The 25,574-nt window shown below is 66.0% G+C and carries 23 protein-coding genes and 1 tRNA gene; 12 read left to right on the top strand and 12 right to left on the bottom strand.

Features of this window, described 5'->3' with window-relative positions:
- Positions 1 to 37: 37 nt before the first annotated feature.
- The 7 genes from fliN to BRADO_RS27440 all read right to left on the bottom strand — a co-directional run bounded on the left by fliN (position 38) and on the right by BRADO_RS27440 (position 6,944).
- Complete coding sequence (gene fliN / locus BRADO_RS27470; protein ID WP_012029464.1) at positions 38 to 385, bottom strand: flagellar motor switch protein FliN; 348 nt, start codon at positions 383 to 385, stop codon at positions 38 to 40.
- Positions 386 to 415: 30 nt separating this feature from the next.
- Positions 416 to 1,033 carry a FliH/SctL family protein gene (locus tag BRADO_RS27465; RefSeq protein ID WP_012029463.1) on the bottom strand — a complete coding sequence of 206 codons (618 nt, stop codon included), beginning with the start codon at positions 1,031 to 1,033 and terminating at the stop codon, positions 416 to 418.
- Complete coding sequence (gene fliG, locus BRADO_RS27460) at positions 1,033 to 2,121, bottom strand: flagellar motor switch protein FliG (RefSeq protein ID WP_012029462.1); 1,089 nt, start codon at positions 2,119 to 2,121, stop codon at positions 1,033 to 1,035. The genes BRADO_RS27465 and fliG overlap by 1 nt, the downstream gene beginning before the upstream one ends.
- Positions 2,122 to 2,165: 44 nt before the next feature.
- Complete coding sequence (gene fliF, locus BRADO_RS27455; RefSeq protein WP_012029461.1) at positions 2,166 to 3,764, bottom strand: flagellar basal-body MS-ring/collar protein FliF; 1,599 nt, start codon at positions 3,762 to 3,764, stop codon at positions 2,166 to 2,168.
- 329 nt (positions 3,765 to 4,093) lie between these two features.
- On the bottom strand, positions 4,094 to 4,369 hold the full coding sequence (locus tag BRADO_RS27450; RefSeq protein ID WP_002714638.1) for a DUF1153 domain-containing protein: 276 nt from the start codon (positions 4,367 to 4,369) through the stop codon (positions 4,094 to 4,096).
- Between the two features lie 271 nt (positions 4,370 to 4,640).
- Complete coding sequence (locus tag BRADO_RS27445; protein ID WP_012029460.1) at positions 4,641 to 5,336, bottom strand: flagellar hook assembly protein FlgD; 696 nt, start codon at positions 5,334 to 5,336, stop codon at positions 4,641 to 4,643.
- Positions 5,337 to 5,348: 12 nt separating this feature from the next.
- On the bottom strand, positions 5,349 to 6,944 hold the full coding sequence (locus BRADO_RS27440; RefSeq protein ID WP_012029459.1) for a flagellar hook-length control protein FliK: 1,596 nt from the start codon (positions 6,942 to 6,944) through the stop codon (positions 5,349 to 5,351).
- Between the two features lie 358 nt (positions 6,945 to 7,302).
- On the opposite strand from BRADO_RS27440, the gene mnmA reads away from it, so the two are divergent.
- From mnmA to BRADO_RS27405, 7 genes are all read left to right on the top strand, one after another.
- Positions 7,303 to 8,496: a tRNA 2-thiouridine(34) synthase MnmA gene (gene mnmA / locus BRADO_RS27435; protein WP_012029458.1), complete on the top strand. Its 1,194-nt coding sequence runs from the start codon at positions 7,303 to 7,305 to the stop codon at positions 8,494 to 8,496.
- 27 nt (positions 8,497 to 8,523) lie between these two features.
- Positions 8,524 to 9,162 carry a class I SAM-dependent methyltransferase gene (locus BRADO_RS27430; protein WP_012029457.1) on the top strand — a complete coding sequence of 213 codons (639 nt, stop codon included), beginning with the start codon at positions 8,524 to 8,526 and terminating at the stop codon, positions 9,160 to 9,162.
- A gap of 66 nt (positions 9,163 to 9,228) precedes the next feature.
- Positions 9,229 to 9,579, top strand: coding sequence for a hypothetical protein (locus BRADO_RS27425; RefSeq protein ID WP_012029456.1), 351 nt, complete (start codon positions 9,229 to 9,231; stop codon positions 9,577 to 9,579).
- 246 nt (positions 9,580 to 9,825) lie between these two features.
- Positions 9,826 to 9,902: transfer RNA gene (locus tag BRADO_RS27420), tRNA-Met, on the top strand.
- 615 nt (positions 9,903 to 10,517) lie between these two features.
- Complete coding sequence (locus BRADO_RS27415) at positions 10,518 to 10,808, top strand: hypothetical protein (RefSeq protein WP_012029455.1); 291 nt, start codon at positions 10,518 to 10,520, stop codon at positions 10,806 to 10,808.
- Between the two features lie 706 nt (positions 10,809 to 11,514).
- Entirely contained in the window at positions 11,515 to 13,017 is a 1,503-nt protein-coding gene (locus tag BRADO_RS27410) for a hypothetical protein (protein ID WP_244422899.1), read from the top strand.
- Between the two features lie 269 nt (positions 13,018 to 13,286).
- Positions 13,287 to 13,772: a hypothetical protein gene (locus BRADO_RS27405; RefSeq protein WP_012029453.1), complete on the top strand. Its 486-nt coding sequence runs from the start codon at positions 13,287 to 13,289 to the stop codon at positions 13,770 to 13,772.
- Between the two features lie 134 nt (positions 13,773 to 13,906).
- Here BRADO_RS27405 and BRADO_RS27400 read toward each other — a convergent pair whose 3' ends face one another.
- Positions 13,907 to 14,584, bottom strand: coding sequence for an XRE family transcriptional regulator (locus BRADO_RS27400; RefSeq protein WP_012029452.1), 678 nt, complete (start codon positions 14,582 to 14,584; stop codon positions 13,907 to 13,909).
- Between the two features lie 242 nt (positions 14,585 to 14,826).
- On the opposite strand from BRADO_RS27400, the gene BRADO_RS27395 reads away from it, so the two are divergent.
- The 4 genes from BRADO_RS27395 to glnT all read left to right on the top strand — a co-directional run bounded on the left by BRADO_RS27395 (position 14,827) and on the right by glnT (position 19,118).
- Positions 14,827 to 15,720, top strand: a complete 894-nt coding sequence (locus BRADO_RS27395) for a glutamine amidotransferase family protein (protein WP_012029451.1) — start codon at positions 14,827 to 14,829, stop codon at positions 15,718 to 15,720.
- The gene (locus tag BRADO_RS27390) at positions 15,720 to 16,403 is read left to right on the top strand and encodes a protein glxC (protein ID WP_012029450.1); all 684 of its coding nucleotides are present in this window, start codon (positions 15,720 to 15,722) and stop codon (positions 16,401 to 16,403) included. Before BRADO_RS27395 ends, BRADO_RS27390 begins: the two co-directional genes overlap by 1 nt.
- 10 nt (positions 16,404 to 16,413) lie before the next feature.
- Positions 16,414 to 17,739: an FMN-binding glutamate synthase family protein gene (locus BRADO_RS27385; protein WP_012029449.1), complete on the top strand. Its 1,326-nt coding sequence runs from the start codon at positions 16,414 to 16,416 to the stop codon at positions 17,737 to 17,739.
- An 80-nt stretch (positions 17,740 to 17,819) separates the two neighbouring features.
- Positions 17,820 to 19,118, top strand: a complete 1,299-nt coding sequence (gene glnT, locus BRADO_RS27380; protein WP_012029448.1) for a type III glutamate--ammonia ligase — start codon at positions 17,820 to 17,822, stop codon at positions 19,116 to 19,118.
- Positions 19,119 to 19,282: 164 nt separating this feature from the next.
- On the opposite strand, the gene BRADO_RS27375 is transcribed toward glnT, so the two are convergent.
- Genes BRADO_RS27375 through BRADO_RS27360 form a run of 4 tightly spaced genes read right to left on the bottom strand, consistent with a single transcriptional unit; the run spans position 19,283 to position 24,366 of the window.
- Positions 19,283 to 19,879, bottom strand: coding sequence for a sarcosine oxidase subunit gamma (locus BRADO_RS27375; protein ID WP_050781048.1), 597 nt, complete (start codon positions 19,877 to 19,879; stop codon positions 19,283 to 19,285).
- Positions 19,872 to 22,847, bottom strand: a complete 2,976-nt coding sequence (locus tag BRADO_RS27370; protein ID WP_012029446.1) for a sarcosine oxidase subunit alpha family protein — start codon at positions 22,845 to 22,847, stop codon at positions 19,872 to 19,874. The genes BRADO_RS27375 and BRADO_RS27370 overlap by 8 nt, the downstream gene beginning before the upstream one ends.
- Positions 22,844 to 23,107, bottom strand: coding sequence for a sarcosine oxidase subunit delta (locus BRADO_RS27365; protein WP_012029445.1), 264 nt, complete (start codon positions 23,105 to 23,107; stop codon positions 22,844 to 22,846). Before BRADO_RS27365 ends, BRADO_RS27370 begins: the two co-directional genes overlap by 4 nt.
- Before the next feature lie 8 nt (positions 23,108 to 23,115).
- Entirely contained in the window at positions 23,116 to 24,366 is a 1,251-nt protein-coding gene (locus BRADO_RS27360) for a sarcosine oxidase subunit beta family protein (RefSeq protein ID WP_012029444.1), read from the bottom strand.
- Between the two features lie 55 nt (positions 24,367 to 24,421).
- Here BRADO_RS27360 and BRADO_RS27355 point away from each other — a divergent pair, with 55 nt between their 5' ends.
- Positions 24,422 to 25,405, top strand: a complete 984-nt coding sequence (locus BRADO_RS27355; RefSeq protein WP_041757006.1) for a GlxA family transcriptional regulator — start codon at positions 24,422 to 24,424, stop codon at positions 25,403 to 25,405.
- Positions 25,406 to 25,574: the final 169 nt, after the last annotated feature.

Raw genomic sequence — 25,574 nt, 5'->3', positions numbered from 1 at the left:
ATCGCGCCGCTCTCGATCAGCGCGCCGGTCATGTCTGTCAGTTGCGGTCGGACTTGATGATTTCCGTCATCGTCACGCCGAGCTTGTCCTCGACCAGCACCACCTCGCCGCGGGCGACGAGACGGTTGTTGACGTAGATGTCGATGGCCTCGCCGACCTTGCGGTCGAGCTCGAGCACGGTGCCGGGCCCGAGCTTCAGAAGCTCGCCGACATCCATCTTCGAGCGGCCGAGCACGGCCGAGACCTGCACCGGCACGTCGAACACCGCTTCGAGATCTGCGGCAATCCGCGCCGCGTGCTCCTCCTCGGTATAGCCGGTATCGCCGGTAATCGGCGGGGCGTCCGCGGAATTGAGGTCGGGAAGCGGGATCTCATTGTCGCTCATGACTTAAACTCCCTCGGCCATCAGAGCCGCCTAGTTCTTCTTGGACGCCATGTAGCGTCCGACCAGTTCGTTGATCTTGGCGTCGATGGCAGCGCGTTCCAGCACCACGCCGCCATCCGCCCACTCGATTCGGCAATCACCGGTCGCGATCTCCGGCTCGGCCAGGATCACCAGGCGCCCCTCGAAGCCGCTCTGCTTGGCGAGCTTCTCGATCTTCTCGCGCGCCAGCTCGTACAAGGCGTCGTTGATGCGCAGCACGAGGTGCGGCGTGGCCACCAGATGCGCGAAGCAGTCGTGCACCAGGCCGGTGATCTCGCCGAGCGGCTCGGCTTCGATCAGTGCCGCGCACAGCTTGCGGGCGACGGCGACCGCGACGTCCACGGCTTCCGTCTCCATCCGCTGCTCGATCCCAGCGAAGCGGGCGGAGATGCCCTGCAGCTGAATGTTGATCTGCTCCAGCGCCGCGGCCACGCGCCGATCGGCCTCGACCTTGGCCTCGCGTTGCGCGGCCTCGTAGCCGTTGCGGTAGGCGGCGGCTTCGGCGGCCGCGACCTTATGTGCGATCTCGGCGGCCGAGGCGCCGCGCTCGCGCGTCTTCTCCGGCGCGGCAAAGTCGGTATCGAACAGGAACTTCGCGGGCTGGGCCATCAATACACCAGTTCGTCGTCGGCGCGGTTCTTGCTGAGCATGATCTCGCCCTTGGCGGCGAGGTCCTTGGCGAGGTTGACGAGCAGGGCCTGCGCCTCGTCGACGTCGCGCAGGCGCACCGGACCCATCGCGGCCATGTCGTCCTGCAGCATCTTGGCGGCGCGCGACGACATGTTGCCGAAGAAGAAGTTGCGGACCTCCTCGTTGGCGCTCTTCAGCGCCACGCCGAGCTTGTCCTTGTCGACATTGCGCAGCAGCGTCTGGGCGGAGGCGGAGTCGAGCTTGATCAGGTCGTCGAAGGTGAACATCAGCGCCTTGATGCGCTCGGCCGACTCGCGATTCTCTTCCTCCAGCGAGGTGATGAAGCGGGTCTCGGTCTGACGGTCGAAATTGTTGAAGATCTCGGCCATGACCTCGTGGGCGTCGCGGCGGCGGGTCTGCGACAGGTTCGACATGAACTCGGTGCGCAGGGTCTGCTCGACGCGCTCGATGACCTCCTTCTGCACCGCCTCCATGCGCAGCATGCGGCCGATCACGTCGAGCGCCATGTCCTCGGGCAGGATCGCCAGCACGCGCGCGGCATGCTCCGGCTTCAGCTTGGACAGCACCACCGCGATGGTCTGCGGGTATTCGTTCTTGAGGTAGTTGGCGAGCACCTCTTCCTGGACGTTGGAGAGCTTCTCCCACATGTTGCGGCCGGCGGGGCCGCGGATCTCGTCCATGATGCCGTTGACGCGCTCCGGCGGCAAATATTGCTGCAGCAGCCGCTCGGTGGCGTCGAAATTGCCCATCAGCGCGCCGGAGGCGGACATCCGCGAGACGAATTCGAGCATCAGGTCCTCGACGACGTCGGCCTCGACGGTGCCGAGCGTCGACATCGCCAGCGACAGTTCACGCACCTCGTCGTCGTCGAGCTGCTGCCAGATCTTGCCGCCATACTGCTCGCCCAGCGCAAGCATCATGACGGCCGCGCGCTTCGGGCCGCTCAAGGGCTCGGTCTTCTCGCGCTGCGCCTGGCGGCTCGCGAGCGTCGCGATGACGGTGGAGATGTCGTTGGCGTTGGCGTTCTGCGTTTGCGGAAGCGACATGGCGATCTACGTTCTTTTCACTTCAGATGGTTCACGTCGAAGGATCAGCTCTGCTGCGGCTCGGCGAGCCACTGGCGGATGATGGCGGCGGCCTCGCCCGGATTGCGGTCGGCCAGCTCGCCCACGCGGTGGACGGACTGGGCGTGGACCTGGCCCTGGACCTGGGCGACGTCGATCAACTGGGCGGTCTGCTGGGCGTGGGCCTGCGCTTGCGCGGTTTCGTCGGTGATCGCCGGAACGGCGTTGGCGGCAGCGATCTCCTCGGTCGAGATGATCTTCTTCACCAGCGGCCGCACCACCATGAACACCACGACGATGCCGAGCAGCATCATCACGGCGAGCTCGATGACGTACATCACGTCGTCCTTGGTGAAGTGCAGCATGCCGAGGAAGCCGGTGGGCTCGCTGATCTGCGGAACGACCGGACCGTCGGCGAATTTCAGGTTGACCACCTCGACCTGGTCGCCGCGCTTCTGGTCGAAGCCGATGGCGGAGCGAACCAGGGCTGCGATGCGATCGAGCTCCTCCTTGCTGCGCTCCTTGTAGACCAGGTCGCCCTTCTCGTTCTTCGAGTAGGCGCCGTCGACCAGCACCGCGACCGAGATGCGATTGACCCGTCCCGCCTCGGTGACTTCCGTCTTGGTGGTTCGGGAAATCTCGTAATTGTTGGTCTCTTCGGTCTTTTTGCTCTGATCCTTCGGCTGCTGGCCCTGCTGGTTCTGCTGATTGCCAGGCAGTTCATTGTTGACCGTGACCTGACCATTGCTCTCCGACGTCGCCGACTGCTCTTCGCGGGTCTGACTCGACCGGAGCACGCGGCCCTCCGGATCGTAGCGGTCGGAGGTCTGGGTGATGCGGTTGAAGTCGAAGTCGGCCGAGAGCTGGACCCGGGCGCGGCCCGATCCGACCACCGAGGACACGATGTCCTCGACCTGCTTGCGCATCCGCTTCTCGAACGCATTGCGGCGTTCGTCGCCGACCTGCTGGTCGATGTCGGTCTGCGTGCCGTCGGCGAGCAGCTGGCCGGCTTCGTCGACGATCGACACCCGCTGCGGCTTCAATCCGTTCACGGCTGATGCGACGAGGTGGCGGATGGCGCGGATCTGGTTGGCTTCGAGAGAGCCGCGCACGCGCACGACGATCGAGGCCGACGGCTCCGGGGTCTCGCGCGAGAACAGCGGCCGCTCGGGGAGAACGAGATGGACGCGGGCCGCCTGGACCCGGTCGATGGCGCGGATGGTGCGGGCGAGCTCGCCCTCCAGCGCCCGGAGATGGTTGATGTTCTGAACGAAGCTCGTGGTGCCCAGCGCGTCCGACTTGTCGAAGATCTCGTAGCCGACGCCGCCGCCCTTGGGCAGGCCGCCCTCGGCGAGCTTCATGCGCAGCCGGGTCACCTTGTCCTTGGGCACCATGATGACGCTGCCTTCATTGCGGATCTCGAAGGCGATGCCCTGCCGCTCCAGATCCTTGATGATGCTGGAGGAGTCGTCCATGCTGAGGTCGGTGAACAGGGTCGTCATCTGCGGCGCGGTCACGCGCATGATGACGAAGCCGAAGAAGCCGACCAAAGCAGCCGTGACCGCAACCATGGCTGCGAGCCGCGCGGCGCCCAAACCCTTCAGGAAGTCCAAGAGACCTTGCAAGCAACTGCCCCATAGTTCGGCGACGGGTGGCTGCTGAAAGGTGATTTGAGCTTCGCGGGCCTTTACGGCCGGTTGCAGAGATCGCGAAATTCAATCCTTAACCTTCACCGACACCCGCATTCCAGGTGGCGATCCGATCTCGGCCTCGGCTTCCTCGTGAGAGACAGGTCGCGGAGGTTGAATCGAACCACTGGGCAATATTTGCCTATGGGAAGGTTTCGATATGGTTAACGATCGTTAAAGGGTCCTAACAAAGTGTAGGCATGCCAAAAATCGGCTTAGCGGAGCCAAGCCGATTTCACGGAAATCCGGATCGCGCCGTTAACGCCTTATTGGCGATATTGCTGAATTCGGGTGGTGCGCAGCCCGGCGAGACCATGCTGGTCGATCGAGAACTGCCACGACAGGAATTCGTCGACGGTCAGGGTGTAGCGGCTACACGCCTCTTCGAGGGACAACAATCCGCCGCGGACCGCAGCGACGACTTCGGCCTTGCGGCGAATGACCCACCTCTTGGTGCCTGGCGCAGGCAAATCCGCGATGGTGAGCGGACTGCCGTCAGGCCCGATGACGTATTTCACCCTCGGGCGATGGGGTTCTGTCATGGCGTACTCACAAACTCTTAACCACTGAACTCACGGTAAGACCCTACGCCGCCTCGCTTAAAATTTGCCTAAGCAAAGGGCGGGAATCAGGAGCTCCGCGCCAACGCCGCCGCTCCCGGCGGCGGAAAGCCCCGAGAGCGAAAACGTGGTAAATGATTGGTTAAGAGTTTCCGGCGTTTACGCCGGCATGACGCCATATCGGTTGAGCTTGAAGCTCAGGTTCAACCGCAAGCGTATCCGTCGTCTTAAGATCGGGGCAGGGCGTTAAGGCCTAGCTAACGATGCGCTGGATCTGGTTGACGGTGTAGGTCTGGCCGCCGATCGACAGCAGCGGCGGCTGCTGGGTGAGATCGACCGAAGACACCGTGCCCTGGACCTGAGTCGAGACCGCCACGGGATTGCCGGAGCTGTCCTTGGCGGTGATCGTCAGCTTGTACTGGCCGTCGGGCCATTGCGTGCCGTCGCTGCCCTGGCCGTTCCATGTGTAGGGCTGGTTGTCGCCGGCGGTGCCGTTGTAGGTGCCGCTGAAGACGGTCTGGCCGACGCTGTTGGTGATCGTCGCCGTCATCGTGCAGTCCTTTGGGATGCTGACGTTCCAATCGGCCTTGCCGCTCGCCAGGGCTGTCTGCGAGCCGTTGACCACGGCGGTCTTGCCGACGAAGGCGAGCGCCTGGGTGGCCTGCGTCGTCTGCTGCATCGTGAGCAGGGACGCCAGCTGGTCGTTGGTCTTGAGCTGCTGCTCGACGCCGGCGAACTGCACGAGCTGCTGGGTGAACTGGTTGGTGTCCAGCGGATCGAGCGGGTTCTGGTTCTGCAGCTGCGTCGTCAGCAGCGTCAGGAAGGTCTGGAAGTTGCCCGCGATGGTCGAGGTCGCGCTCCCGCTCAGGCCGCTGCCCGATGACGTGGTGGTCGTCTTGGTCGTGCCCGAGACGGCGGGGCTTGCCGTGATTGCGTCGCCGATGGCCATGGAAGCCTCCTGTTAAACCCTGATATCGACACCGCCCTGCGCGCCGAACATCCGTCCATAGGACCGTCCGGCGAGCTGGACCGGGACGTTTTCGTCCTCGGTCACGATCAGGCGTTGCGAGTTGCCGTTCTGCTGGTAGTCGCCGCCGTTCTGGCCGGACGAGTTCTGGTCGCGGAGCGAGAATTGCAGCCCGCTGTTGTTGCTCTTGAGGCCGGCGTCCTGCAGCGCCTGCTGCAACTGCGGCGCGGTCTGCTGCAGCATGGCCAGGGTCTCGGGCTTCTCGACCCGCAGATGCGAGGTCACCTGGCCGTTGCGGTCGACGTCGATGCGGACATCGATACGGCCGAGCTCGGCCGGATCGAGCCGGATCTCGAAGCGGCTCTTGCCGTTCAGCGCGGAGGCCGCGATCTCGACCGCGAGCCCGTGCAGCGGCACGCTGGCGGTGGTCGCGGCCGTCGCCGTGAGATTCGCGGCGGTGATCGGGTTGGTCTGGGCGGCCGGCGTCGACAGCTGCGGCTGCAGCGCGGTTGCAGCCTGCGCCGACGGATCAATCTGGCCGTTGGTCTGGACGTTGCCTGGCGCGGCGCCGCGCTCATGCGCGGATGGGGCGGGCGTGGTGTTCCCCTTGGCCGGTTCGAGCTCGCTGCCATCCGGCTTCGTGGCCACCGCTGGCTGCTGCGTCGGGCCGGCCGCTTGGTTTTGTGGATGGGCGCCCTGCGCCGGGGCATTGCCCAGATCGGCGCTCTTGCCGGTCTCGCCGGCCGCAAGCCCGGTCTTGGCCTGGGCAGCGGCCTTGACCGCTGGCTTGCTGCCGCCGGGGGTGGCCGCGTCGAGCGCCGCTGTAAAGGTCTGGTCGGACGGGGCCGCAGTTTCGGTCCTGGCCGTCGTCGCGGCGTCCGCACCAGTGGTTGAGGCGGCGTCGCCCGCCGTCTTGGCTCCGGCCGTCTTCGCTGCCGCGGCCATCAAGCCGGCATTGGCATCGACCGATCCGTCGAGCACCGGCGCGGCGGTGCCGGCTGGTCCGGTCGGGGTCGGTCCGGCGGAGGTGCCATCGCCGTCAGTCGCACCGGGGCCGACGGCCGCGGTGGCGAGCGTGATCCCGGAGGGAAGCGCGACGGCCACCGGTGTCGGTCCGGTGGCCTGATCGGCGGTCGCGGCTTGTGCGGCCGCAATCGCGTCGGCACTGGCCTTGTCGCCGTCCGTCTTGTCCGTGGTCTTTTCCGTGGTCTTGCCGTCGGTGCTATCGGTCGAGTCTGTCGCGCTCTTGGCCGGCTTGCCGGCGGTCGTGTCCGATGTGGTGTCCGGTCCGGCCTTGTCGGTGCGGGAGGGGCCGTTGTCGGCCTGGCCCTGCGTCTTGTCCGAGGCCTTGGCCTGGCTGGTGCGATCCGTATCGCTGCTGCGGCCGGAGTCGCGGCTCGGTGCGGCGCTGCTGGCGCGAGACACCGGCTGGGGCGAGGGGAGGGACGATGTCGACGGGTCCGGCGGTGTCGCGGCATCGACCAGCGCCGAGAAGCTGTCGGGCAGCTGCGAGGCGTCCTGACGCGGCTGTTTCGGCGCCGTGGTCTTGAGAGCCGGGCTGGCCTGGATGTCTGACGTGACGCTGAACACCTTGGATCCTCTCGCGATAAAACTCGTCGACCCAGTTCAGCAAGGAGCGGGCCAAGGCGGGGTTTGTGAAAAGTATCAATCTTATCAATTATTTGTATGTATGTGCGAGATTGGCCCGCGGCACGACCTCCCCGTCATTTCTGCCCGGCCGGCAAGATTTGCCGCTGTGGCCACCGGCCGGCGCGATTGCTTCGCGGGAAGTGCGCCTATATGAAAGACCAATGCTTCTCGCGTTGTTTCCGACCGGGAGACCGGGTCCGGACATTGCTGGGAGCAAGCCATCCGCAAAGACGGCACATGCGCGGTGTTCCCGTGCCGGGGACCCGCAGCCTGATGCCGCGATCGCAGTGACCTGACCATGCTCAACAGTCTCGATCTCGAAGGCCGTCCCGAGGACACTAGGGTCGTCGTCGCCATGTCCGGCGGCGTGGACTCGTCGGTCACGGCTGCGCTGTTGAAGTCGCAAGGATACGACGTCGTCGGCATCACCCTGCAGCTCTACGATCATGGCGCGGCGACGCACCGCAAGGGCGCCTGCTGCGCCGGCCAGGACATTCACGACGCGCGCAACGTCGCCGAGCGGCTCGGCATCCCGCATTACGTGCTGGACTACGAGGACCGCTTCCGCGAGTCGGTGATCGACAATTTTGCCGCGAGCTACGCCTCGGGCGAGACGCCGGTGCCGTGCATCGAGTGCAACCGCGCCATCAAGTTCGGCGATCTCCTGAAGACCGCGCGCGAGCTCGGCGCCTCGGTGCTGGCGACCGGCCACTACGTCGCCTCGCGCCGTCTGCCGGACGGATCGCGCGCGCTCACCTGCGCCGCCGATGCCGATCGCGACCAGAGCTATTTCCTGTTCGCGACCACCCGCGAGCAGCTCGACTATCTGCGCTTCCCGCTCGGCGACATGACCAAGCCGGAGGTGCGCGAGCTGGCGCGCCGCTTCGAGCTCGAGGTCGCCGACAAGCACGACAGCCAGGACATCTGCTTCGTGCCGACCGGCCGCTATACCGACATCATCGGCAAGCTGCGTCCGAATGCGATGGAGCCCGGTGAGATCGTCGATCTCAACGGCCGCGTGCTCGGCGCGCATCAGGGCATCGCCAACTACACGATCGGCCAGCGCAAGGGCCTCGGCATCGCCGCCGGCGCGCCGCTCTACGTGGTGAAGCTGGACGTCACCACGCGCCGTGTCGTGGTCGGCCCGCGCGAGGCGCTGCGCACGCACCGCATCACTTTGCGCGAGGTCAACTGGATCGGCGACGGCGCGCTTGATGCCGCCGTGCGCGACGGCCTCGAGCTGTTCGTGCGCGTGCGCTCGACCCGCGCGCCGCAGCCGGCCTGGCTGCGTGGCGCCGACGGGAGCTACGAGGTCGAGCTCGTCGGCGGCGAGGAGGGCGTCTCGCCGGGACAGGCCTGCGTCTTCTACGACGCAGCTTCGGGCCGCGCCCGCGTGCTCGGCGGCGGCTTCATCCAGAGCGCGGTCGCCGAGAGCAGCGCGACCGCCGGCCTGGTCCGGCCGCAGCGCGTGGCCGAGCCGGTCCGCGGCTGATCAGCGTCCATCATTCAGGGCAGGGGCATGGGGGACATCGACCGCGCGGGGGTCGAAAAGGCCTACGAGCGCTGGGCGCCGATCTATGATCTGGTGTTCGGCAAGGTCTTCGATCAGGGGCGCCAATCGACCATCGCGGAAGCTGATCGCATCGGCGGCCGCATTCTCGACGTCGGCGTCGGCACCGGCCTGTCGCTGTCGGACTATGCGCGCACCACGAAGATCTGCGGCGTCGACATCTCCGAGCCGATGCTGCGCCGGGCGCAGGCGCGCGTGCGCGAGCTGAAGCTTTACAACGTCGAGACGCTCGCCGTCATGGACGCGAAGCATCTCGCCTTCCCCAACGATTTCTTCGATGCGGTGGTCGCGCAATATGTCATCACCGCGGTGCCGGACCCGGAAGCGACGCTCGATGATTTCATCCGTGTGCTGAAGCCGGGGGGCGAGCTGATCCTGGTCAACCATATCGGTGCCGAGAGCGGGCCGCGGCGGATCTTCGAGCTTGCCTTCGCGCCGGTCGCGCGCCGGCTCGGCTGGCGGCCGGAGTTCCCGTGGGCGCGGTTGGTGAACTGGGCCGCGAGGCATGGCGGGGTGACGCTGGCGGAGCGTCGGCCGATGCCGCCGATGGGCCATTTCTCGCTGATCCGCTACCGCAAGGGACGATGACAGCGCGCGCTTGCCGCGGTGGCCGTCTGGCTGGGAACGCGAGCGCCGGGTTCGCGTTGCTTCGCCATGAGCATCAGGCAATCACTGTTCCTCTCGTTCCTGCTGGCCTCGGCCGCCGCCGTGGCGCATGCGCAGGCGCCGCCGACGCCCGCCACGCCGCCGCAGACGACGGCGCCGGCTCCCAACGCCAACGCCGCCTGCGCGCCGAATGCGCGGGCGACGCCAACGCCGGACGGCATCACCACCGGCCGCGCCGGCGAGCCGCTGGGCGACAAGCTCGCCAAGACCAATGGCGTGCTGTGCCCGCCGAGCGGCGTCGATCCGGAGATGCACGCCCCGACTCCCGAAGGCGGCAACACGCCCGTGATCCCGCCGCCCGGCAGCCCCGGCGGCAATCCGAACGTGCAGCCGAAGTGAGCGCAACGTCTTCGTCGAGATTCGCCGCGGCTTGAGGCGGGTACGCGCAGGCGCGTGCATCTGGCCAGGCGTCGCTGCCCTCAACACCGGCTCAAACCCTGACGAGTCTTGAGGAAATCCTGCGGTCCGAAAACCGCCGCCGGCCGCGAGCTTTGCTTGACAGCAGCGGGACCGGCTCCTTATATGCGGCCCGTTCACAACGCCCGCCGCGCTCGTTCGACCGGCTCGGCCTTGATCGGACACCGTGGCGGGGTAGCTCAGCTGGTTAGAGCACGGGAATCATAATCCTGGGGTCGGGGGTTCGAGTCCCTCCCCCGCTACCAAGTGTCACCGTAGCTGGCATCAGGGAACACTCCTTCCCGAGTCAGGCACACAGCTTCCCCTTCAATGTCAAATCCTTCGCGGGCTCCCTGCGGGTCAATCGCGGCCCTGTGCACGAGCGACCGGAGTTCGTTGCGTGCCTGGTGGTCCTCGGCGTCAGCGTGGTCCGCCAAGTTCTTGCCAGCATCGACGGTTGCGACATAGCGGTCCAGGGTTGCCGGGTGAAGGGCAACTGAAACAAGGATTCCTCGCGCGCGGCTAGTTCCGCCTCGAAAGGCTCGCTGTTATTTGAGCCCGGCGACGCGTTGCCGAGCGTCGTTCTTCGACATGACGCAGCGGATGAGAAGATCGATGTTGCGCGGCCGCTCGCCCCTCGATCCGATCGGGCTTCGTCTCCAGGCCACGTGCGTGTTGCGGCAGCGTCTCCGGCACGCCGCTCGCTTTCGCGATTGTCGTTGCGCTCGTACGTCGCGGTTCTAACAGCTGTCGCTGTCGCGCACGGCCGAAACAGCCGCCATCCGGTGGCGAGCACTCGACCACGTTCAGCCAGGCTGCAAGGACGTTCACGGACGTGATCGCGACATCTCGCGCTTGTTTGAACGTTTGCGAGGAAATGCTTGGAGATCCCGAACGGTCTCGGAGATGCAGGCTCCAAGCTCGTTTGGCTGCTGCAGATCAAGGAGAAGCCGATGACCAAAGCGTCTCTCGTATGCGTTGCGCTCATCAATGCCGTCCTCTTCACCAACCAGGCGATGGCTGCCTGCCACGGCGTTGGCAAGAGACACATCGCTGCAAAGGCCCACGAAACGACAGGATGTATTCGAGCGCCAAATGTCGGCGCGTTTGCGTCCGATCCCTATACGTCGCCGCCATGCGTGCCAAATCCGTGGGGCGATATGATCCAATAGCAACCAATCGTGGGGCTGGCGAGCCTCGCCGGCTCCACGCGGAGTGGTCGCGCTCGCTCACGGCGAAGCGACCCCGCGCAACCAGCCGGTCGATCGAGAACAGGCCATGTCGGGCAGGATCGTCTTGGGATGTGCGTTGGCACTTGCGTTGTTGTCGCTCACGCAAGGCGGCTCGGCAGCCTCGCTCGCTCACAAGGAGCCTTGGCCCATTGACCAGGGCCGCAACCATCAGCCGACGAGGGCAGATCTGAGAGCGCGCGGAGCCGAAGATGTCACGCCCGATGAGGCAGTGTCATCGATCAACTCTACGGGCAGCTGATGGCAAGTGCCGGTGGCGAACACGAACTGACAGCCTGCCTTCAGCAACGTCGCCACAGAGGCAATTCGATCGGCGGCGCTCCAGTCCGACGCGATGCGTCTCCTGACCGATGAAGGAGCTGCAATTTGGAAAGTCCAGTATCTCGCGGATCGCGCTTGGCGGCGTGTTATTCCAGAGCGCACCTTCATAACAACGTGATGGAGGACATGCGGTTCGCGAGGAATAAGGGCGTCCCGAGTCACATCGTGCACCAGGAGTAAAGCACGCGCGCATCGCGATCGTGAGGATCGCATGCATAGCCTGCTTCTCATGAAGCGGAGGCTCGAAATGCGACCATTCACATGCGCAATGATAGCTTGTCCCGTGATCCTGGCGTCCGGACACGCCTTGGCGGATGACAACGCGGCACAGGAAATCCAGGCTTTGAGGGCCAGGCTGAAGCAGATCGAGAGTCGCGTGGACGCGGAGATCCACAAGCGTCAGGCACTGGCGGCCGAGGCGTCTCACATGTCGCCGACCGGCAAGGTGCCGTTGCCCGAGCCCTGTGAGCCAGGCAAATTCTGCTACAAGGGCGTGACTTTCACATTCGGCGGGTGGGTTGACCTGACCGGCATCTATCGCTCGCGCAATCTCGCTTCCGATACGGGCTCGGTCTACAACTTCATTCCGTATCCGCAGGCGCGAAACTTCAACACGCCGGAAGCGCGCTTCTCGGCGCGGCAGAGTCGATTCTCGGTGCTTGCCGCCGGCAATGTCGATCCTGACACGCATCTCGCCGGCTACGGCGAGATCGACTTCGAGGGCGCGGCTCAGACCGCGAATTCGGTCGCGACAAACTCGTTCAATCCACGCATGCGCCAACTCAGCCTGGAGTTGGATCGCTCGGATCTCGGTTTCCACTTCCTGGCCGGCCAGTCCTGGTCGCTCAATGCGCCCAGCAAGGCGGGCATTGATCCCCGGGGCGTCGATGCGCCGGGTGTCATCGACTTCGAATCCGTTCCGGGCTTCCTGGCGGTGCGCCAGCCCGGGCTTCGGATATGGAAGGACCTGGGTCCCGAGTTCAAGGTTGCCGCATCAGTTGAAAACCCGCAGACGGCGTTCTTCGGCGGCAACACGCCCGCCGTGGGCACGCCGGCGGTCGGGCCGCAAGGCGTGTTGAACCCCAATCTCCAGGTCAATCTGACCGGACCAGGCGGCAGCTTCTTCAACAGCCTCAACAATGTCAGCCTCAACCAGGTGCCCGACGTCACCGTCAAGGCTGCGTGGGATCCCCGGCTCGGACCCTACCGACTGCATGTCGAGGCCTGGGGGCTCTATCGGCAGCTGTTCGATCGCTTCAATTCCGCAAACCACGCCTACGACACCGGCAGCTTCGGCGGGCATATCAATGCCGAGCTGATCCTGAAAACACTGGAGCTTCAGCTCTACGGCTCACAGGGTGTTCTGGGACGCTTTACCGCCACCCCGTTCCCGGATGCGACGGTGGCGCAGGATGGCACGCTCCTGCCGCTGACGATCACGGCGGCGGCCGCGGGACTAATCTGGCACACGACACCGAGCCTTGATCTCTATACTTATGCCGGCCTCGAAAAAGCAAAGGCGGCGTTTGCAAATGTCGGGACGGTGCCGTTCGGCTACGGCAATCCGCTCTACAACAATACGGGCTGCAACATCGAGAACTCGCCGGCGGCAACCTGTAACGGCAACACGCGCGAGGTCAGGCAGATGACGGCCGGCTTCTACGAGACCGTCTATCAAGGCAATTTTGGCGCGCTCAAAGCCGGCCTGCAATATTCATTCACGCAGCGGTTCGCGTTCCCCGGCGTGGGCGGGGCTCCGAAGACGGACGACAATGTCGTCATGGCGCAAATTCGCTACTACCCGTTCTGACGCGCAGACGCACTTGCCGGCCGCCTCGACGGAAGCAATACAGTCGCGCGCCTCAATCCGAAACGGCCGGCGGCTCGCAAGGGAATGGGAAGAATGCAGTCCGCGCAGAGCGGCATTTTCAGGATCCGCCGGATCTCTACTCCGGATCGGACATTCCACGGGAGGACGTCGACGTGAGAGCAGAACGAGCGAGCCATCGTGCCGAAAACGATCGTGGACGAGTTTCGCGCGTAGTTGATCCGGATCTTCCCCGAGCAGAATTGCGCAGGATGTACAGCACTTTCGACGAGGGAACGGAGCGCGCCGATGAGACGTGGTTGATGGACGATGGCTGGCTCGATCTGCTGCGTCGGTGCAGCAGCGTCGTGGGAGGCTTCGGGCGGGCGATGGTAGGCGCGATGAGCGGGACGTTTGTCGCGGCTCAGCTCACCATGACAAGTCCGGCCATCTTTGATCATGCTGAGTTCATCGCAGGGGTGGTCCTGAGCGGAACAGTGGCCTTCTACCTCGCGACCGACGTGCCTTCGCCGCCACGCGCCGCCGGCGCGATGCGCCTGACCAGGCTCGTCCCCCAGCTTGCCAGGTCCCTCGGCGAGATAGGCTGGTTCCTTGCGGCGTTCGCGGCGCTCGTCTCGATCTACGATTTCGTCTTCGGGACGCCGGTCAGTCCGCGCTGGGAGGTGATCATCGCGGGCGGCTGGATGTTCGGTGTCTTGATGCAATCAGGCTCCGGGCTCATCGCGAGACTGAGATGAACAGCTGGGATGGGCAACCCTTTGGATCCTGTCTGCGGCCGGCCTGACGGGAGCGACGACCCGCCTGGCGCTCGACGCTCTCTCGGGTAAAGTCCATGCCAGCGTGCAGTCTTCACGACCGAGGCGTTCGCCTTCTAGCGACTGCGTCGGGGATAGATGATGACTGAGAGATAGGTCATCGGCGCCTTGATCAGCTCCTCGGGGCCGTGGCGGGCGGCGGCGTCGAAGAACAGGGCGTCGCCGGGCTCGAGCAGATAGAGGCGGTCGGCGTGGCGGTAACGCACCTTGCCGGAGAGCATGTAGATGAACTCAACGCCGGCATGGCGGAAATCGGTGTAGGGGACGGCGTCGCCCTTGAGCGTGATCAGATAGGGCTCCACGACGACGTCGCCGCCCAGCGAATGGCCGAGCAGATCGTAGAGATGGCCCGCCTTGGTGCCGCGCCGCTCGATCCGCACGCCATGGCCGGCTTTCACGAATGAGCAGTCGCGCTCCTCGCCGTTCTCGCGAAACAGCCGCGCGATCGGCACGTTCAGTGCCTTGGCTAGCGCCGACAATGTCGCCAGCGACGGCGAGATCGAGCCGTTCTCGATCTTGGACATCATGCCCGCGGAGATGCCGGCGGCGGCGCCGAGCTCCGCGACGGTGAGATCGAGATCCTTGCGCAGGCGGCGGACCTCGGCCCCGATCTCCGTCTCCAGCGTCGGCGTGGCCTCCTTCGGCGCCATCGAGCCGGTAAGAAGTTCAGGCTCCTGCCGTGGCGTCTCCGCCTTGCCGTGCTTCCGGGGATGCTTTGCGGCGCCTTTCGCCACAGGAAACCTCGCGATCGTGATCGGCCGCCGCAGCGCAGCCGCCCTCAGACTTCTATACGCCGCACATGCCCTCGCTGCCAGTGCGAGTGATGAGTCCATGCCGTGGACGGCTGTCGGGGCGTCCGACGACTGGCGTTCTTCGAGTGAATAAAAGTTTCTTGACGAGAACGTTGCCTGCGCTATGTTCGGCACCCTGACGGGAAGGCTCGGCCCGTCGCACAACGAGGTGGAGGGAGCAGCGCATGTGTGGAATCGTCGGGCTGTTCTTGAAAGCTCCACGGCTGGAGCCGGAGCTCGGCGCGCTGCTCAGCGACATGCTGGTCGTGATGAGCGATCGCGGGCCCGACAGCGCGGGCTTCGCAGTCTACGGCGCGCGGACGGAAGGGCGCGTCAAGCTCACCATCAGCGGCGCCGGCGAGCAGGTCCTGCAGCAGGCCGTGGCCGAGCTCGGCAAGGCGATCGACGAGGCGCCGGGGCTTGTTCTGCACGATACCCATGCCGTGGTGTCGATCCGCGCCGAGAAGGAGAAGACGGCGCGCGCCTTCGTGGAGCGTCGCGACGACATCAGCTTCGTCGGCGGCGGCGCGCGCATGGAGCTCTACAAGGAGGTTGGCCGTCCCGAGCAGGTGACGCAGCGCTTCGGCCTGCCGCGCATGGCCGGGAGCCATGGCATCGGCCACACCCGCATGGCGACGGAATCGGCGGTGACGACGCGCGGGGCGCATCCGTTCTCGACCGGGCTCGATCAATGTCTCGTGCACAACGGCTCGTTGTCGAACCATAATGGCGTCCGGCGCATGCTGCAGCGGGAGGGCATGCGCTTCGCGACCGAGAACGATACCGAAGTTGCGGCGGGCTATCTGAGCTGGCGTATCCGCGAGGGCGCCTCACTGAAGGAGGCGCTGACTGCGAGCCTTTCCGATCTCGACGGCTTCTACACCTTCGTGGTCGGCACCGAGACCGGCTTTGCCGTGTTGCGCGATCCGATCTCCTGCAAGCCCGCTGTCATGGCCGAGACCGACGATTACGTCGCGTTCGGCTCGGAATATCGCGCATTGGCGATGCTGCCTGGCGTCGACAAAGCGCACATCTTCGAGCCCGAGCCGGCCACGGTCTACGTCTGGGAGCGTGGCTGATGCCGAGCTTTGACTTGGCGACTGCGCCGTTGCGCGAGCTGAACGCCGCACTGCATGCGCTCTCGCCCGATACCAACGAGACGCACTGGGTGGTCAGCAATCCCTCCGGCAAGCATGCGCTCGCCTGCGGGCTCGATGCGCCCGTCACCGTCGAGATCGACGGTCATGTCGGCTACTATTGCGCCGGCATGAACAAGAACGCGACCGTCGTGATCTCCGGCAATGCCGGCGTCGGCGTCGCCGAGAACATGATGTCGGGCGAGGTCCGCGTCAAAGGCGATGCCAGCCAGTCGGCGGGCGCGACCGGCTGCGGTGGGTTGCTGGTGATCGAGGGCAACGCCTCGGCACGCTGCGGCATCTCCATGAAGGGCATCGACATCGTCGTGAAGGGCTCGATCGGACCGATGAGCGCGTTCATGGCGCAGGCCGGCAATCTCGTCGTTCTCGGCGATGCCGGCGATGCGCTCGGCGATTCCATCTACGAGGCCCGGCTGTTCGTGCGTGGCCGCGTCGCGAGCCTCGGCGCCGACTGCATCGAGAAGCCGATGACGGAGGAGGATCGCGCGATCCTTGCCGCCGTGCTCAAGCGCGCGGGCGTCGATGCAAGCGCCGGCGAATTCAAGCTCTACGGCTCGGCGCGGCGCCTCTATCACTTCCACATCGACAATGTCGACGCTTACTGAGGCTATCACGATGTCCGCGCCTCCACATCGCACCCCGCCGCGCTTCTCAGCGACCTTCAACCCGAGCGTCATTGCCGAGATCCAGCGCGCCGCGGCAACCGGCATCTACGACATCCGTGGCGGCGGCGCCAAGCGCGCGTTGCCGCATTTCGAAGATCTGCTGTTTCTCGGTGCCTCGGTCTCACGCTACCCGCTCGAAGGCTACCGCGAGAAGTGCGGCACCGACGTCACGCTCGGCACCCGCTTTGCGAAGAAGCCGATCAAGCTGAAGATCCCGGTCACCATCGCCGGTATGAGCTTTGGCTCGCTGTCGGGGCCCGCCAAGGAAGCATTGGGCCGCGGCGCGTCGGCCGCCGGAACGTCGACGACGACCGGCGACGGCGGAATGACGCCGGAGGAGCGCGGGCATTCGTCGATCCTGGTCTATCAATATCTGCCCTCGCGCTACGGCATGAACCCGGACGATCTGCGCAAGGCCGACGCGATCGAGATCGTGATCGGGCAGGGCGCCAAGCCCGGCGGCGGCGGCATGTTGCTCGGGCAGAAGATTTCGCCGCGCGTCGCCAAGATGCGCACCTTGCCTGAAGGCATCGACCAGCGCTCGGCTTGCCGCCATCCTGACTGGACTGGGCCGGACGACCTCGAGATCAAGATCGAGGAGCTGCGCGAGATCACGGATTGGGAGAAGCCGATCTACGTCAAGGTCGGTGCCAGCCGGCCCTATTACGACACGGCGCTCGCAGCAAAGTCCGGTGCCGACGTCATCGTGCTCGACGGCATGCAAGGCGGCACGGCGGCGACCCAGGACGTCTTCATCGAGCATGTCGGCCTGCCGACGCTCGCTGCCATTCGCCCCGCGGTGCAGGCGCTGCAGGATCTCGGCCTGCATCGCAAGTTGCAGCTGATCGTCTCCGGCGGCATCCGCACCGGCGCCGACGTGGCCAAGGCGCTCGCGCTCGGCGCCGATGCCGTCTCGATCGGCACGGCCGCGCTGATCGCGCTCGGCGACAATGATCCGCAGTGGGAGGCCGAGTATCAGAAGCTCGGCACCACGGCCGGCGCCTATGATGATTGGCAGGAAGGGCTCGATCCCGCGGGGATCACGACCCAGGATCCTGCGCTCGCGGCGCGGCTCGATCCGGTCAAGGCAGGCCGCCGTCTCGCCAACTATCTCTCGGTGCTGACCTTGGAGGCGCAGACCATCGCGCGCGCCTGCGGCAAGAGCCATCTGCACAATCTCGAGCCTGAGGATCTCGTCGCCTTGACGATCGAGGCGGCGGCGATGGCCGGCGTGCCGCTTGCAGGCACCAATTGGATTCCGGGGCTCGACAAATAGGCTGGCAGTGCTGCGCGCGCCGCTGACGAGATCGACGGATAGAAGATGCCGGGGTCTTCTGAGGACTCAAAGGGGAAACCATGTCGAGTAGTCTCCATGCCGTCGCGTGCGAACGAGGCATAAAATATTTCCTGATCTCCTACACCGACCTGTTCGGCGTGCAGCGCGCCAAGCTCGTGCCGGCTGCGGCAATCGACGGCATGGTCAAGACCGGCGCTGGTTTCGCCGGCTTCGCGACCTGGCTCGACATGACGCCGGCGGATCCCGACGTGTTCGCGATGCCGGATCCGGCGAGCCTGATCCAGCTGCCATGGAAGCCGGAAGTCGGCTGGCTCGCCGCCGATCCTTGGATGAACGGCAAGCCCGTGGCCCACGCGCCACGCAACCTGCTCAAGCACATGATCGCCGATGCGGCGGCGCAAGGCTATGAGCTGAAATCGGGCGTCGAATGCGAGTTCTTCCTGATCTCGCCCGACGGCACCGAGCTGTCCGATGCGGCGGACCGGCAATCGAAGCCCTGCTACGACCAGCAGGCACTGATGCGCCGATACGAGGTGATCGCCGAAATCTGCGACGCCATGCTGGCGCTCGGCTGGAAGCCGTATCAGAACGATCACGAGGATGCCAACGGCCAGTTCGAGATGAACTGGGAGTTCGACACGGCGCTGAAGACGGCCGACCGTCACGCGTTCTTCAAATACATGGTGCGCTCGATCGCCGAGAAGCACGGGCTGCGTGCCACCTTCATGCCGAAGCCGTTCGTTGATCTCACCGGCAATGGCTGCCATGCTCACGTCTCGGTATGGAAGGACGGCCGCAATCTGTTCGAGGACGAGGCCGGCGAGCTCGGCGTGTCCAAGCTGGGCTATCAATTCCTCGGCGGCATCATGCATTCCGCTGATGCGCTCGCCGCGCTCTTCAACCCCACGGTCAACTCATACAAACGCATCAATGCGGCGCGCACGACATCGGGCGCGACCTGGGCGCCGAACTCAGTGACCTATTCCGGCAACAACCGGACCCATCTGATCCGCATTCCGGAAGCCGGCCGCTTCGAGGTCCGTCTCGCCGATGGCGCCGCCAATCCGTATCTGCTGCAGGCCGGGCTGCTCGCTGCGGGTCTCGACGGCATCGCCCATGAGCGTCATCCGGGCACGCGTCTCGACATCAACATGTACACCGATGGCCATACGGTGACGACCGGCAAGAAGCTGCCGCTCAATCTGCTGGACGCCATCCGCGCGTTGGAAGCGTCGACTGTGCTCGGCGAGAAGCTCGGCGATTTCATTCCCTGCTATGTCAAGCTCAAGACCGAGGAATGGAATGCCTATGCGCGCCATCTGACGCAGTGGGAGCGCGACACGACGCTGGATTGCTGAGCGGTCGATGAGGCCGGTGACGTGAGCCCTGTCGTCACCGCGCGTCAACGCGAGGAGCGCAGCGACGACGCAATCCGGAGTCCCGCACGCGCCCCCGGGATTGCTTCGCTGCGCTCGCACTGACGAGGACAGAGCGTGGCGCTGCGCGACGAGTGGTGAGAAACCTACTGTCTCACGTCGCAGCCGAATTCCGCCGCGGCCTCCGAGAACCACCGCCAGAAGCTGCGGGACAGGCTGCGGAAGACGGCGATATCGAAGCAGGGATGGCCGTCCTGGTCGTCGTTGCGCCAGATGATGGCGCCGATATGCGCGACGACCGTCGTGGCGGCAGCGCTCGGCGGGAAGGCGCGCTCGTGCAGATCGATCGGGAATCCCTTGGCCAGCACGTCACGAATGGCGGAACCGCCGACGCGGAACACGACATAGCCGCCGCTCTGATCGACGATCGAGGCGAGCGGGCCGAGCGAGGTCTTCAGCGAGGAAGCCAGATGGTGGTTGCGGCCGTCCGCCACGGCGAGCCAATGCTGCGGGCCTAGACCCACGAAGGCGATAGCGTCCGTCCGCGCCAGGGCAGGGCTCTGCGGCAACGACACCCCGTGCCGTTGCTGGACGATATCGCGCAGCGCCGCGTCCTGGCCCTTGCGCGCCTGCAGCGTGGCGAGCCCGAGATCGGCGCGTTCGGTGATCGAGACCCGGCTGCTCGGCAGCAAGGTCGCTTGATCAGCGAGCGATGTTCGGGACGGCAAGCTGATATCAGCCATGGAGCCGCGCTCCCTGTGGATCGAGGAAGACCGGCGAGACCAGTTCGACTTCGGTGTCGCCGTCGCGCACCGGATCGTAGGCGCGCATGCGCTCACCGACCCGCTGCGGTCCGCGCTTCACCAAGGCGAGGCCGATCCAATGTCCCAGCGTCGGCGAGAACGCCACCGACGTGACGTAGCCCTCATCGTTCTCCGTTGTCGGCGCCGCGCCGAGCGCCAGCATGTGCGCGCCGGCGCGCAGCCGGTCCTGCGGCTTGATCGGGCGCAAACCGATCAGCGTCGGCCGGTCAGGATCGACGAGACCCGGCCGCTGCGCCAGCACGCGGCCGATATAATCCTTCTTCTGTGACATCATCCGCCCCAGCCCGAGATCGGCCGCCGTGGTCGTGCCGTTGATCTCATTGCCCGCGACATGGCCCTTCTCGATGCGCATCACGCCGAGCGCTTCGGTGCCGTAAGGCGTGATCCCGAATTCGGCGCCAGCCTTCATGATCGCACGGATCGCCGCATCGCCGTGCTGCGCGGGCACCGCGATCTCATAGGCGAGCTCGCCGGAGAACGAGACGCGGAACAGCCGCGCCGGAACGCCGTGCCAGGTAAATTCGACGCAACCCAGATAGGGCAACGCCGGGTCGGAAACGTCGGCTGCCTCGCCGAGGAGTTGCTCCAGCAGCCGCCGCGCGTGCGGGCCGGCGATCGAATATTGAGACCACTGCTCGGTGACCGAGACGAGCTGCACGTCGAGCTCCGGCCATAGCACCTGCCGAGCATGCTCGAGATGCTGCATCACCTTGGCGGCGTTGGCCGTCGTCGTCGAGACCACATAATGATCGGACGCGAAACGCGCCGCCGTGCCGTCATCCATCACGATACCGTCCTCGCGCAGCATCACGCCGTAGCGCGTCTTGCCGACCGGCAAGGTCGAGAACATGTTGATGTAGACGCGGTCGAGGAAGATGCCGGCATCGCTGCCCTGCACGTCGATCTTGCCCAGTGTCGACACATCGCAGACCCCGACCTTGCCGCGGACGTCGCGCACCTCGCGCGAGACGGTGGAGAGCCAGTCGGATTCGCCGGGCTGTGAGAACCATTGCGCGCGGAGCCAGGCGCCGGTTTCGACGAAGCTCGCATTGGTCTGCCCGGCCCAGTCATGTCCGGCGGTCAGCCGTGTCGGACGGAAGTCGCGGCCGCGGTGGTGGCCCGCGAGCGCGCCGATCGCGACGGGTGTGACGGGCGCGCGGAAGATCGTGGTGCCGACCTCGGCCATGCTGCGGCCCGTCAGTTCCGCCATCAACGCCTGGCCGTTGATGTTCGACGTCTTGCCCTGATCGGTCGCCATGCCCAGCGTGGTGTAGCGCTTGAGCAGCTCGACCGAGCGGAAACCCTCGCGCGCGGCGAGCGCGACATCGGCGCTGGTGACATCGTGCTGGAAATCGATGAAGGCCTTGGATGAGGTAGCGGCCTGCCAAAACGGCGCCAGCGCGATCTCCTCATCGTCCGCCCGCGGCGATGCAGCGGCGGTCGTGCCAAAGCCCGCGGCCGCTGCGGCCGCGGCACCGCGCGCCGTGCCCTGTTGCAGGGCCTCGGCGAGGCTGAAAGCGCCTGATGCAGCCCCCGCGACGGTCAGGCCCGGCGGCAACGCATCCGGCACGAAGGCCGCATGCACATCAGACCAGCGAGGCCGATGTCCGAGATGGGTGGTCAGAGCGAGATGCGGCGACCAGCCGGCCGACATGGCCAACAGGTCGACATTCAAACGGTGGTGCCGCCCGTCCGCCGTCCGCAGGATGACTGCCTGCAGCCCGGAGCGGCCGCGCGTATCAATGACGTCGGCACCGAGATGGACGGGAATGGCAAGCCGCGTGGCCTCGGCGCGGAGTCCCGGTCCGACGGCATCGCGGTGGTCGATGATCGCCGCCACGATGACGCCGCTGCGGGCGAGATCGAAGGCGGTCGTCCAGGCGTCGTCGGTGCCCGTATAGACCGCTGCCCGCCGGCCCGGTGCGACCGCGTACCGGTTCAGATAGCTGCGCACGCTGGCGGCCATCATCACGCCGGGCCGGTCGTTGCCGCCGAACACGATGGGGCGCTCGATCGCGCCGCTCGCAAGCACAGCAGCCCTTGCGACGATCTTCCAGTAGCGCTGGCGTGGCTGATGCGGCTGGGGTTCGGCGAGATGGTCGGATACGCGCTCGAGCGCGCCATAGGTGCCGCCATCATAGACGCCGAACACGCTGGTGCGCGTGAGGATGCGGACGTTCGGCAGAGCCGCGAGCTCGGCGGCCACGTGCAGCGCCCAGTCGGCGCCGGGCCTGCCATCGATCTCTCTGAGATCGCTGTTGAGACGGCCGCCGAGCATGCAATCGTCGTCGCACAGCAAGACACGCGCGCCGCTGCGTGCCGCGGCAAGCGCAGCCGCAAGCCCCGCAGCGCCGCCGCCGATGACCAGGACGTCGCAGAACGCGTGAACTTTCTCGTAAGTGTCGGGATCGGCCTCGGCGCTGGCGCGCCCGAGCCCTGCGGCGCGGCGGATCGCGGGCTCGTAGATCTTTTCCCAGAACGCGGCCGGCCACATGAAGGTCTTGTAGTAGAAGCCGGCAACGAACAGCGGCGACAGCAGCGAGTTGATGGCGCCGAGATCAAGACGCAACGACGGCCACCTGTTCTGGCTCCAGGCCTGCAGGCCCTGATACAGCTCGATCGTGGTGGCGCGCGTGTTCGGCTCGCGCCGGGCGCCCGATCTCAGTTCGACCAGCGCATTCGGCTCCTCCGGCCCCGCGGTCACGATGCCGCGCGGACGGTGATATTTGAACGAGCGGCCGACGAGTCGAACGTCATTGGCCAGCAGCGCCGCCGCCAGCGTATCGCCGGGATGGCCTTGATAGCTGCGGCCGTCGAAGCTGAAGCCGATCGTCCTGCTCCGATCGATCATGCCGCCGGAGGGGAGCCTGTAGGAGACCGGTTTCATGCCGCGCCTCGCCGCGCCAGGACCGCTCCGAGCACCTGATGGGTCCGGACGTTGCGTGTCACGACCAGCCAGCTGCGGCAGCCCTGTGCGTGATACCAGAGCCCGCGATGCTCGCCGGCCGGATTGTCGCGCAGATAGGTGGCTTCAAAGAAGCGTCGCGGCGCATCGTCGGTGGTGGGATCAGGGCGCGGCGCGGTGTCGCCGTGATAGGCGAACTCGCTGAGGTCGCGCTCGCCGCAGAACGGGCAGGGAATTCGCATGGCTGGCCTCAGTGCAGGTTGGGCTGCGCGCCCTGACCTTTTTCGTCGATCAGGTCGCCGGCGGCGAAGCGATCGAGGCGATAGGCGCTTGCGACCGGATGCGGCTCGTCGCGCGCGAGCAGATGCGCGAAGCACCATCCCGACCCGGGCGTGGCCTTGAAGCCGCCATAGCACCAGCCGGCGTTGAGATAGAGCCCCGCCAGCGGCGTGCGGTCGATGATCGGCGAGCCGTCCATCGACATGTCGACGAGCCCGCCCCAGGAGCGCAGCATGCGCACGCGGCCGATCGCCGGCATCAGCGCCATGCCGCCCTCGCAGACATCCTCGATGGTCGGCAGATTGCCGCGCTGGGCGTAGGAATTGTAGCCGTCGATGTCGCCGCCGAACACCAGGCCGCCCTTGTCGGACTGACTGATGTAGAAGTGGCCGGCACCGAAGGTGACGACGCCTGGGATCAGCGGCTTGATCGCCTCGGAGACGAAGGCCTGCAGCACATGGCTTTCGATCGGCAGCCGCAGGCCGGCATGGCGCGCCACGAGCGAACTGCTGCCGGCGACCGCGAGCCCGACCTTGCCGGCCTGGATCGTGCCCCGCGTGGTGGTGACGCCGGTGATGCGGTCGCCGTCACGCACAAAGCCGGTGACCTCGCAATTCTGGATGATGTCGACGCCAAGGTCGCTGGCACCGCGGGCGTAGCCCCAGACCACCGCGTCGTGCCGCGCGGTGCCGCCGCGGCGCTGCAGCAGGCCGCCCTTGACCGGAAAGCGCGCATTGTCGAAATCCAGCAATGGCAGCATGGTCCGGACGGCATCGGCGTCGAGCAGCTCGGCATCGGCGCCGGCCAGCCGCATCGCATTGCCGCGCCGGGCGAAGGCATCCCGTTGCGCGTCGGAATGGTAGAGGTTCAGAACGCCGCGCTGGCTGACCATCGTATTGTAGTTCAGGTCCTGCTCCAGGCCTTCCCACAGCTTCATCGACCATTCATAGAACGGCTCGTTGCCGGGCAGCAGGTAGTTCGAGCGGATGATCGTGGTGTTGCGGCCGGCATTGCCCGAGCCGATCCAGCCTTTCTCGACCACGGCGACGCGGCGGATGCCATGCTGTTTGGCGAGGTAATAGGCTGAGGCCAGCCCGTGACCGCCGCCGCCCACGATCACAATGTCGTAGCTCGCCTGCGGGGCGGCGTCGCGCCAGGCAGGCTGCCAGTCGCGGTGGCCGCGCAGCGCTTGGCGCGCGAGAGTGAACAGAGAGTAGCGCATGCGCGTCCGATCACGGGTTGTCCGTACGAGATTGCGCTGATAAGTATCCTTGCGCATGTCCAAAAACGACATAAAACTATCCAGAAGCGACGACCCCCGCTCGCACCGGGTCGGCTTCCTGCTGATCCCCGGTTTTGCGCTGATGTCCTATGCCTCGGCGGTCGAGCCGCTGCGCGCGGCGAATGTCCTCAGCGGCCGCACGCTCTATCGCTGGCGCCATATCGCGATCCGAGGCACCGACATCCCGGCTTCCAACGGCGTCCGCATCCCCGCAGACGTCACGATCGGCAGTGCGGCTCGTTTCGACTCGATCGTGGTCTGCGCCGGCGGCAATCCGGCGACGTTCTCACATCCGCCAACCCTCGCCTATTTGCGGAGCGCGGCCCGGCATGGCGTCCGGCTGATCGGCGTCTCGGCTGGCCCGTTCGTCCTCGCCCAGGCAGGCCTGCTCGACAGCCATCGTTGCACGATCCATTGGGAGCATGTGCCGGCGTTCACCGAGACGTTTCCGGCCTTGTCGCCGAGCCGCTCGCTGTTCGAGATTGATCGCGACCGCTTCACCTGCGCGGGCGGCATCGCGGCCCTCGACATGATGCATGCGATGATCCGGATCGATCACGGCGCGCGGCTTGCAGCAGCTGTGAGCGACTGGTTTCTGCAGACTCAGGTCCGCCACGGCGAGGCCGCACAACGGCTGTCGCCGGCCGAACGCTTCGGCGTCCACCACCCCAAGCTGGTCGATACGCTGGTGCGGATGGAAAAGCGGATCGAGCGGCCGCTGGCCGCGCCCGAACTGGCCCGGCTGGTCGGCCTCTCGCTGCGCCAGCTCGAGCGCCTGTTCGCGCATCATCTCGGGACAACCATCCATCGCCGCTATTTGCAGATCCGCCTGGAGCATGCCCGCAGGCTGCTCCGGCAGAGCACGATCGCGATCGGCGAGGTCGCGCTTGCAACCGGGTTTGCGACGCCGATGCATTTCGCACGCTGTTACCGGCATCAGTTCGGCATGACTCCGCGCGAGGAGCGCCGCACGCGCTGATCACGCCGCCGCCGTCGACCACTATCCGCGCTGCCGGCTCGAACCGCTATTTGTTGGCGCGGTTGACGCCGAGCAAACAATCATCCTAGACAGAACCAGGTGGCGTTCCCTCGGCACGGCCGGTCGATGGTGTCGGGAGACGCATTCAGGAGCGTGGTGCTGTCGTCCT

It is taken from the genome of Bradyrhizobium sp. ORS 278 (genome assembly GCF_000026145.1).
Classification (GTDB): domain Bacteria; phylum Pseudomonadota; class Alphaproteobacteria; order Rhizobiales; family Xanthobacteraceae; genus Bradyrhizobium.
Note: the sequence above shows the minus strand (reverse complement) of the source record. Positions and strands in the feature narration are given on the sequence as shown.

What these genes read in the sequence shown, in the direction of transcription:
- BRADO_RS27395 (WP_012029451.1), top strand. Translation starts at nt 14,827, where the DNA reads ATGTGTGGAATCGTCGGGCTGTTCTTGAAAGCTCCACGGCTGGAGCCG.
- fliG (WP_012029462.1), bottom strand. Translation starts at nt 2,121, where the DNA reads ATGTCGCTTCCGCAAACGCAGAACGCCAACGCCAACGACATCTCCACC.
- BRADO_RS27425 (WP_012029456.1), top strand. Translation starts at nt 9,229, where the DNA reads ATGAGCATCAGGCAATCACTGTTCCTCTCGTTCCTGCTGGCCTCGGCC.
- BRADO_RS27360 (WP_012029444.1), bottom strand. Translation starts at nt 24,366, where the DNA reads ATGCGCTACTCTCTGTTCACTCTCGCGCGCCAAGCGCTGCGCGGCCAC.
- BRADO_RS27370 (WP_012029446.1), bottom strand. Translation starts at nt 22,847, where the DNA reads ATGAAACCGGTCTCCTACAGGCTCCCCTCCGGCGGCATGATCGATCGG.
- BRADO_RS27445 (WP_012029460.1), bottom strand. Translation starts at nt 5,336, where the DNA reads ATGGCCATCGGCGACGCAATCACGGCAAGCCCCGCCGTCTCGGGCACG.
- mnmA (WP_012029458.1), top strand. Translation starts at nt 7,303, where the DNA reads ATGCTCAACAGTCTCGATCTCGAAGGCCGTCCCGAGGACACTAGGGTC.
- BRADO_RS27405 (WP_012029453.1), top strand. Translation starts at nt 13,287, where the DNA reads ATGTACAGCACTTTCGACGAGGGAACGGAGCGCGCCGATGAGACGTGG.
- glnT (WP_012029448.1), top strand. Translation starts at nt 17,820, where the DNA reads ATGTCGAGTAGTCTCCATGCCGTCGCGTGCGAACGAGGCATAAAATAT.
- BRADO_RS27465 (WP_012029463.1), bottom strand. Translation starts at nt 1,033, where the DNA reads ATGGCCCAGCCCGCGAAGTTCCTGTTCGATACCGACTTTGCCGCGCCG.
- BRADO_RS27375 (WP_050781048.1), bottom strand. Translation starts at nt 19,879, where the DNA reads ATGGCTGATATCAGCTTGCCGTCCCGAACATCGCTCGCTGATCAAGCG.
- BRADO_RS27355 (WP_041757006.1), top strand. Translation starts at nt 24,422, where the DNA reads ATGTCCAAAAACGACATAAAACTATCCAGAAGCGACGACCCCCGCTCG.
- BRADO_RS27430 (WP_012029457.1), top strand. Translation starts at nt 8,524, where the DNA reads ATGGGGGACATCGACCGCGCGGGGGTCGAAAAGGCCTACGAGCGCTGG.
- BRADO_RS27450 (WP_002714638.1), bottom strand. Translation starts at nt 4,369, where the DNA reads ATGACAGAACCCCATCGCCCGAGGGTGAAATACGTCATCGGGCCTGAC.
- fliN (WP_012029464.1), bottom strand. Translation starts at nt 385, where the DNA reads ATGAGCGACAATGAGATCCCGCTTCCCGACCTCAATTCCGCGGACGCC.
- BRADO_RS27390 (WP_012029450.1), top strand. Translation starts at nt 15,720, where the DNA reads ATGCCGAGCTTTGACTTGGCGACTGCGCCGTTGCGCGAGCTGAACGCC.
- BRADO_RS27385 (WP_012029449.1), top strand. Translation starts at nt 16,414, where the DNA reads ATGTCCGCGCCTCCACATCGCACCCCGCCGCGCTTCTCAGCGACCTTC.
- BRADO_RS27365 (WP_012029445.1), bottom strand. Translation starts at nt 23,107, where the DNA reads ATGCGAATTCCCTGCCCGTTCTGCGGCGAGCGCGACCTCAGCGAGTTC.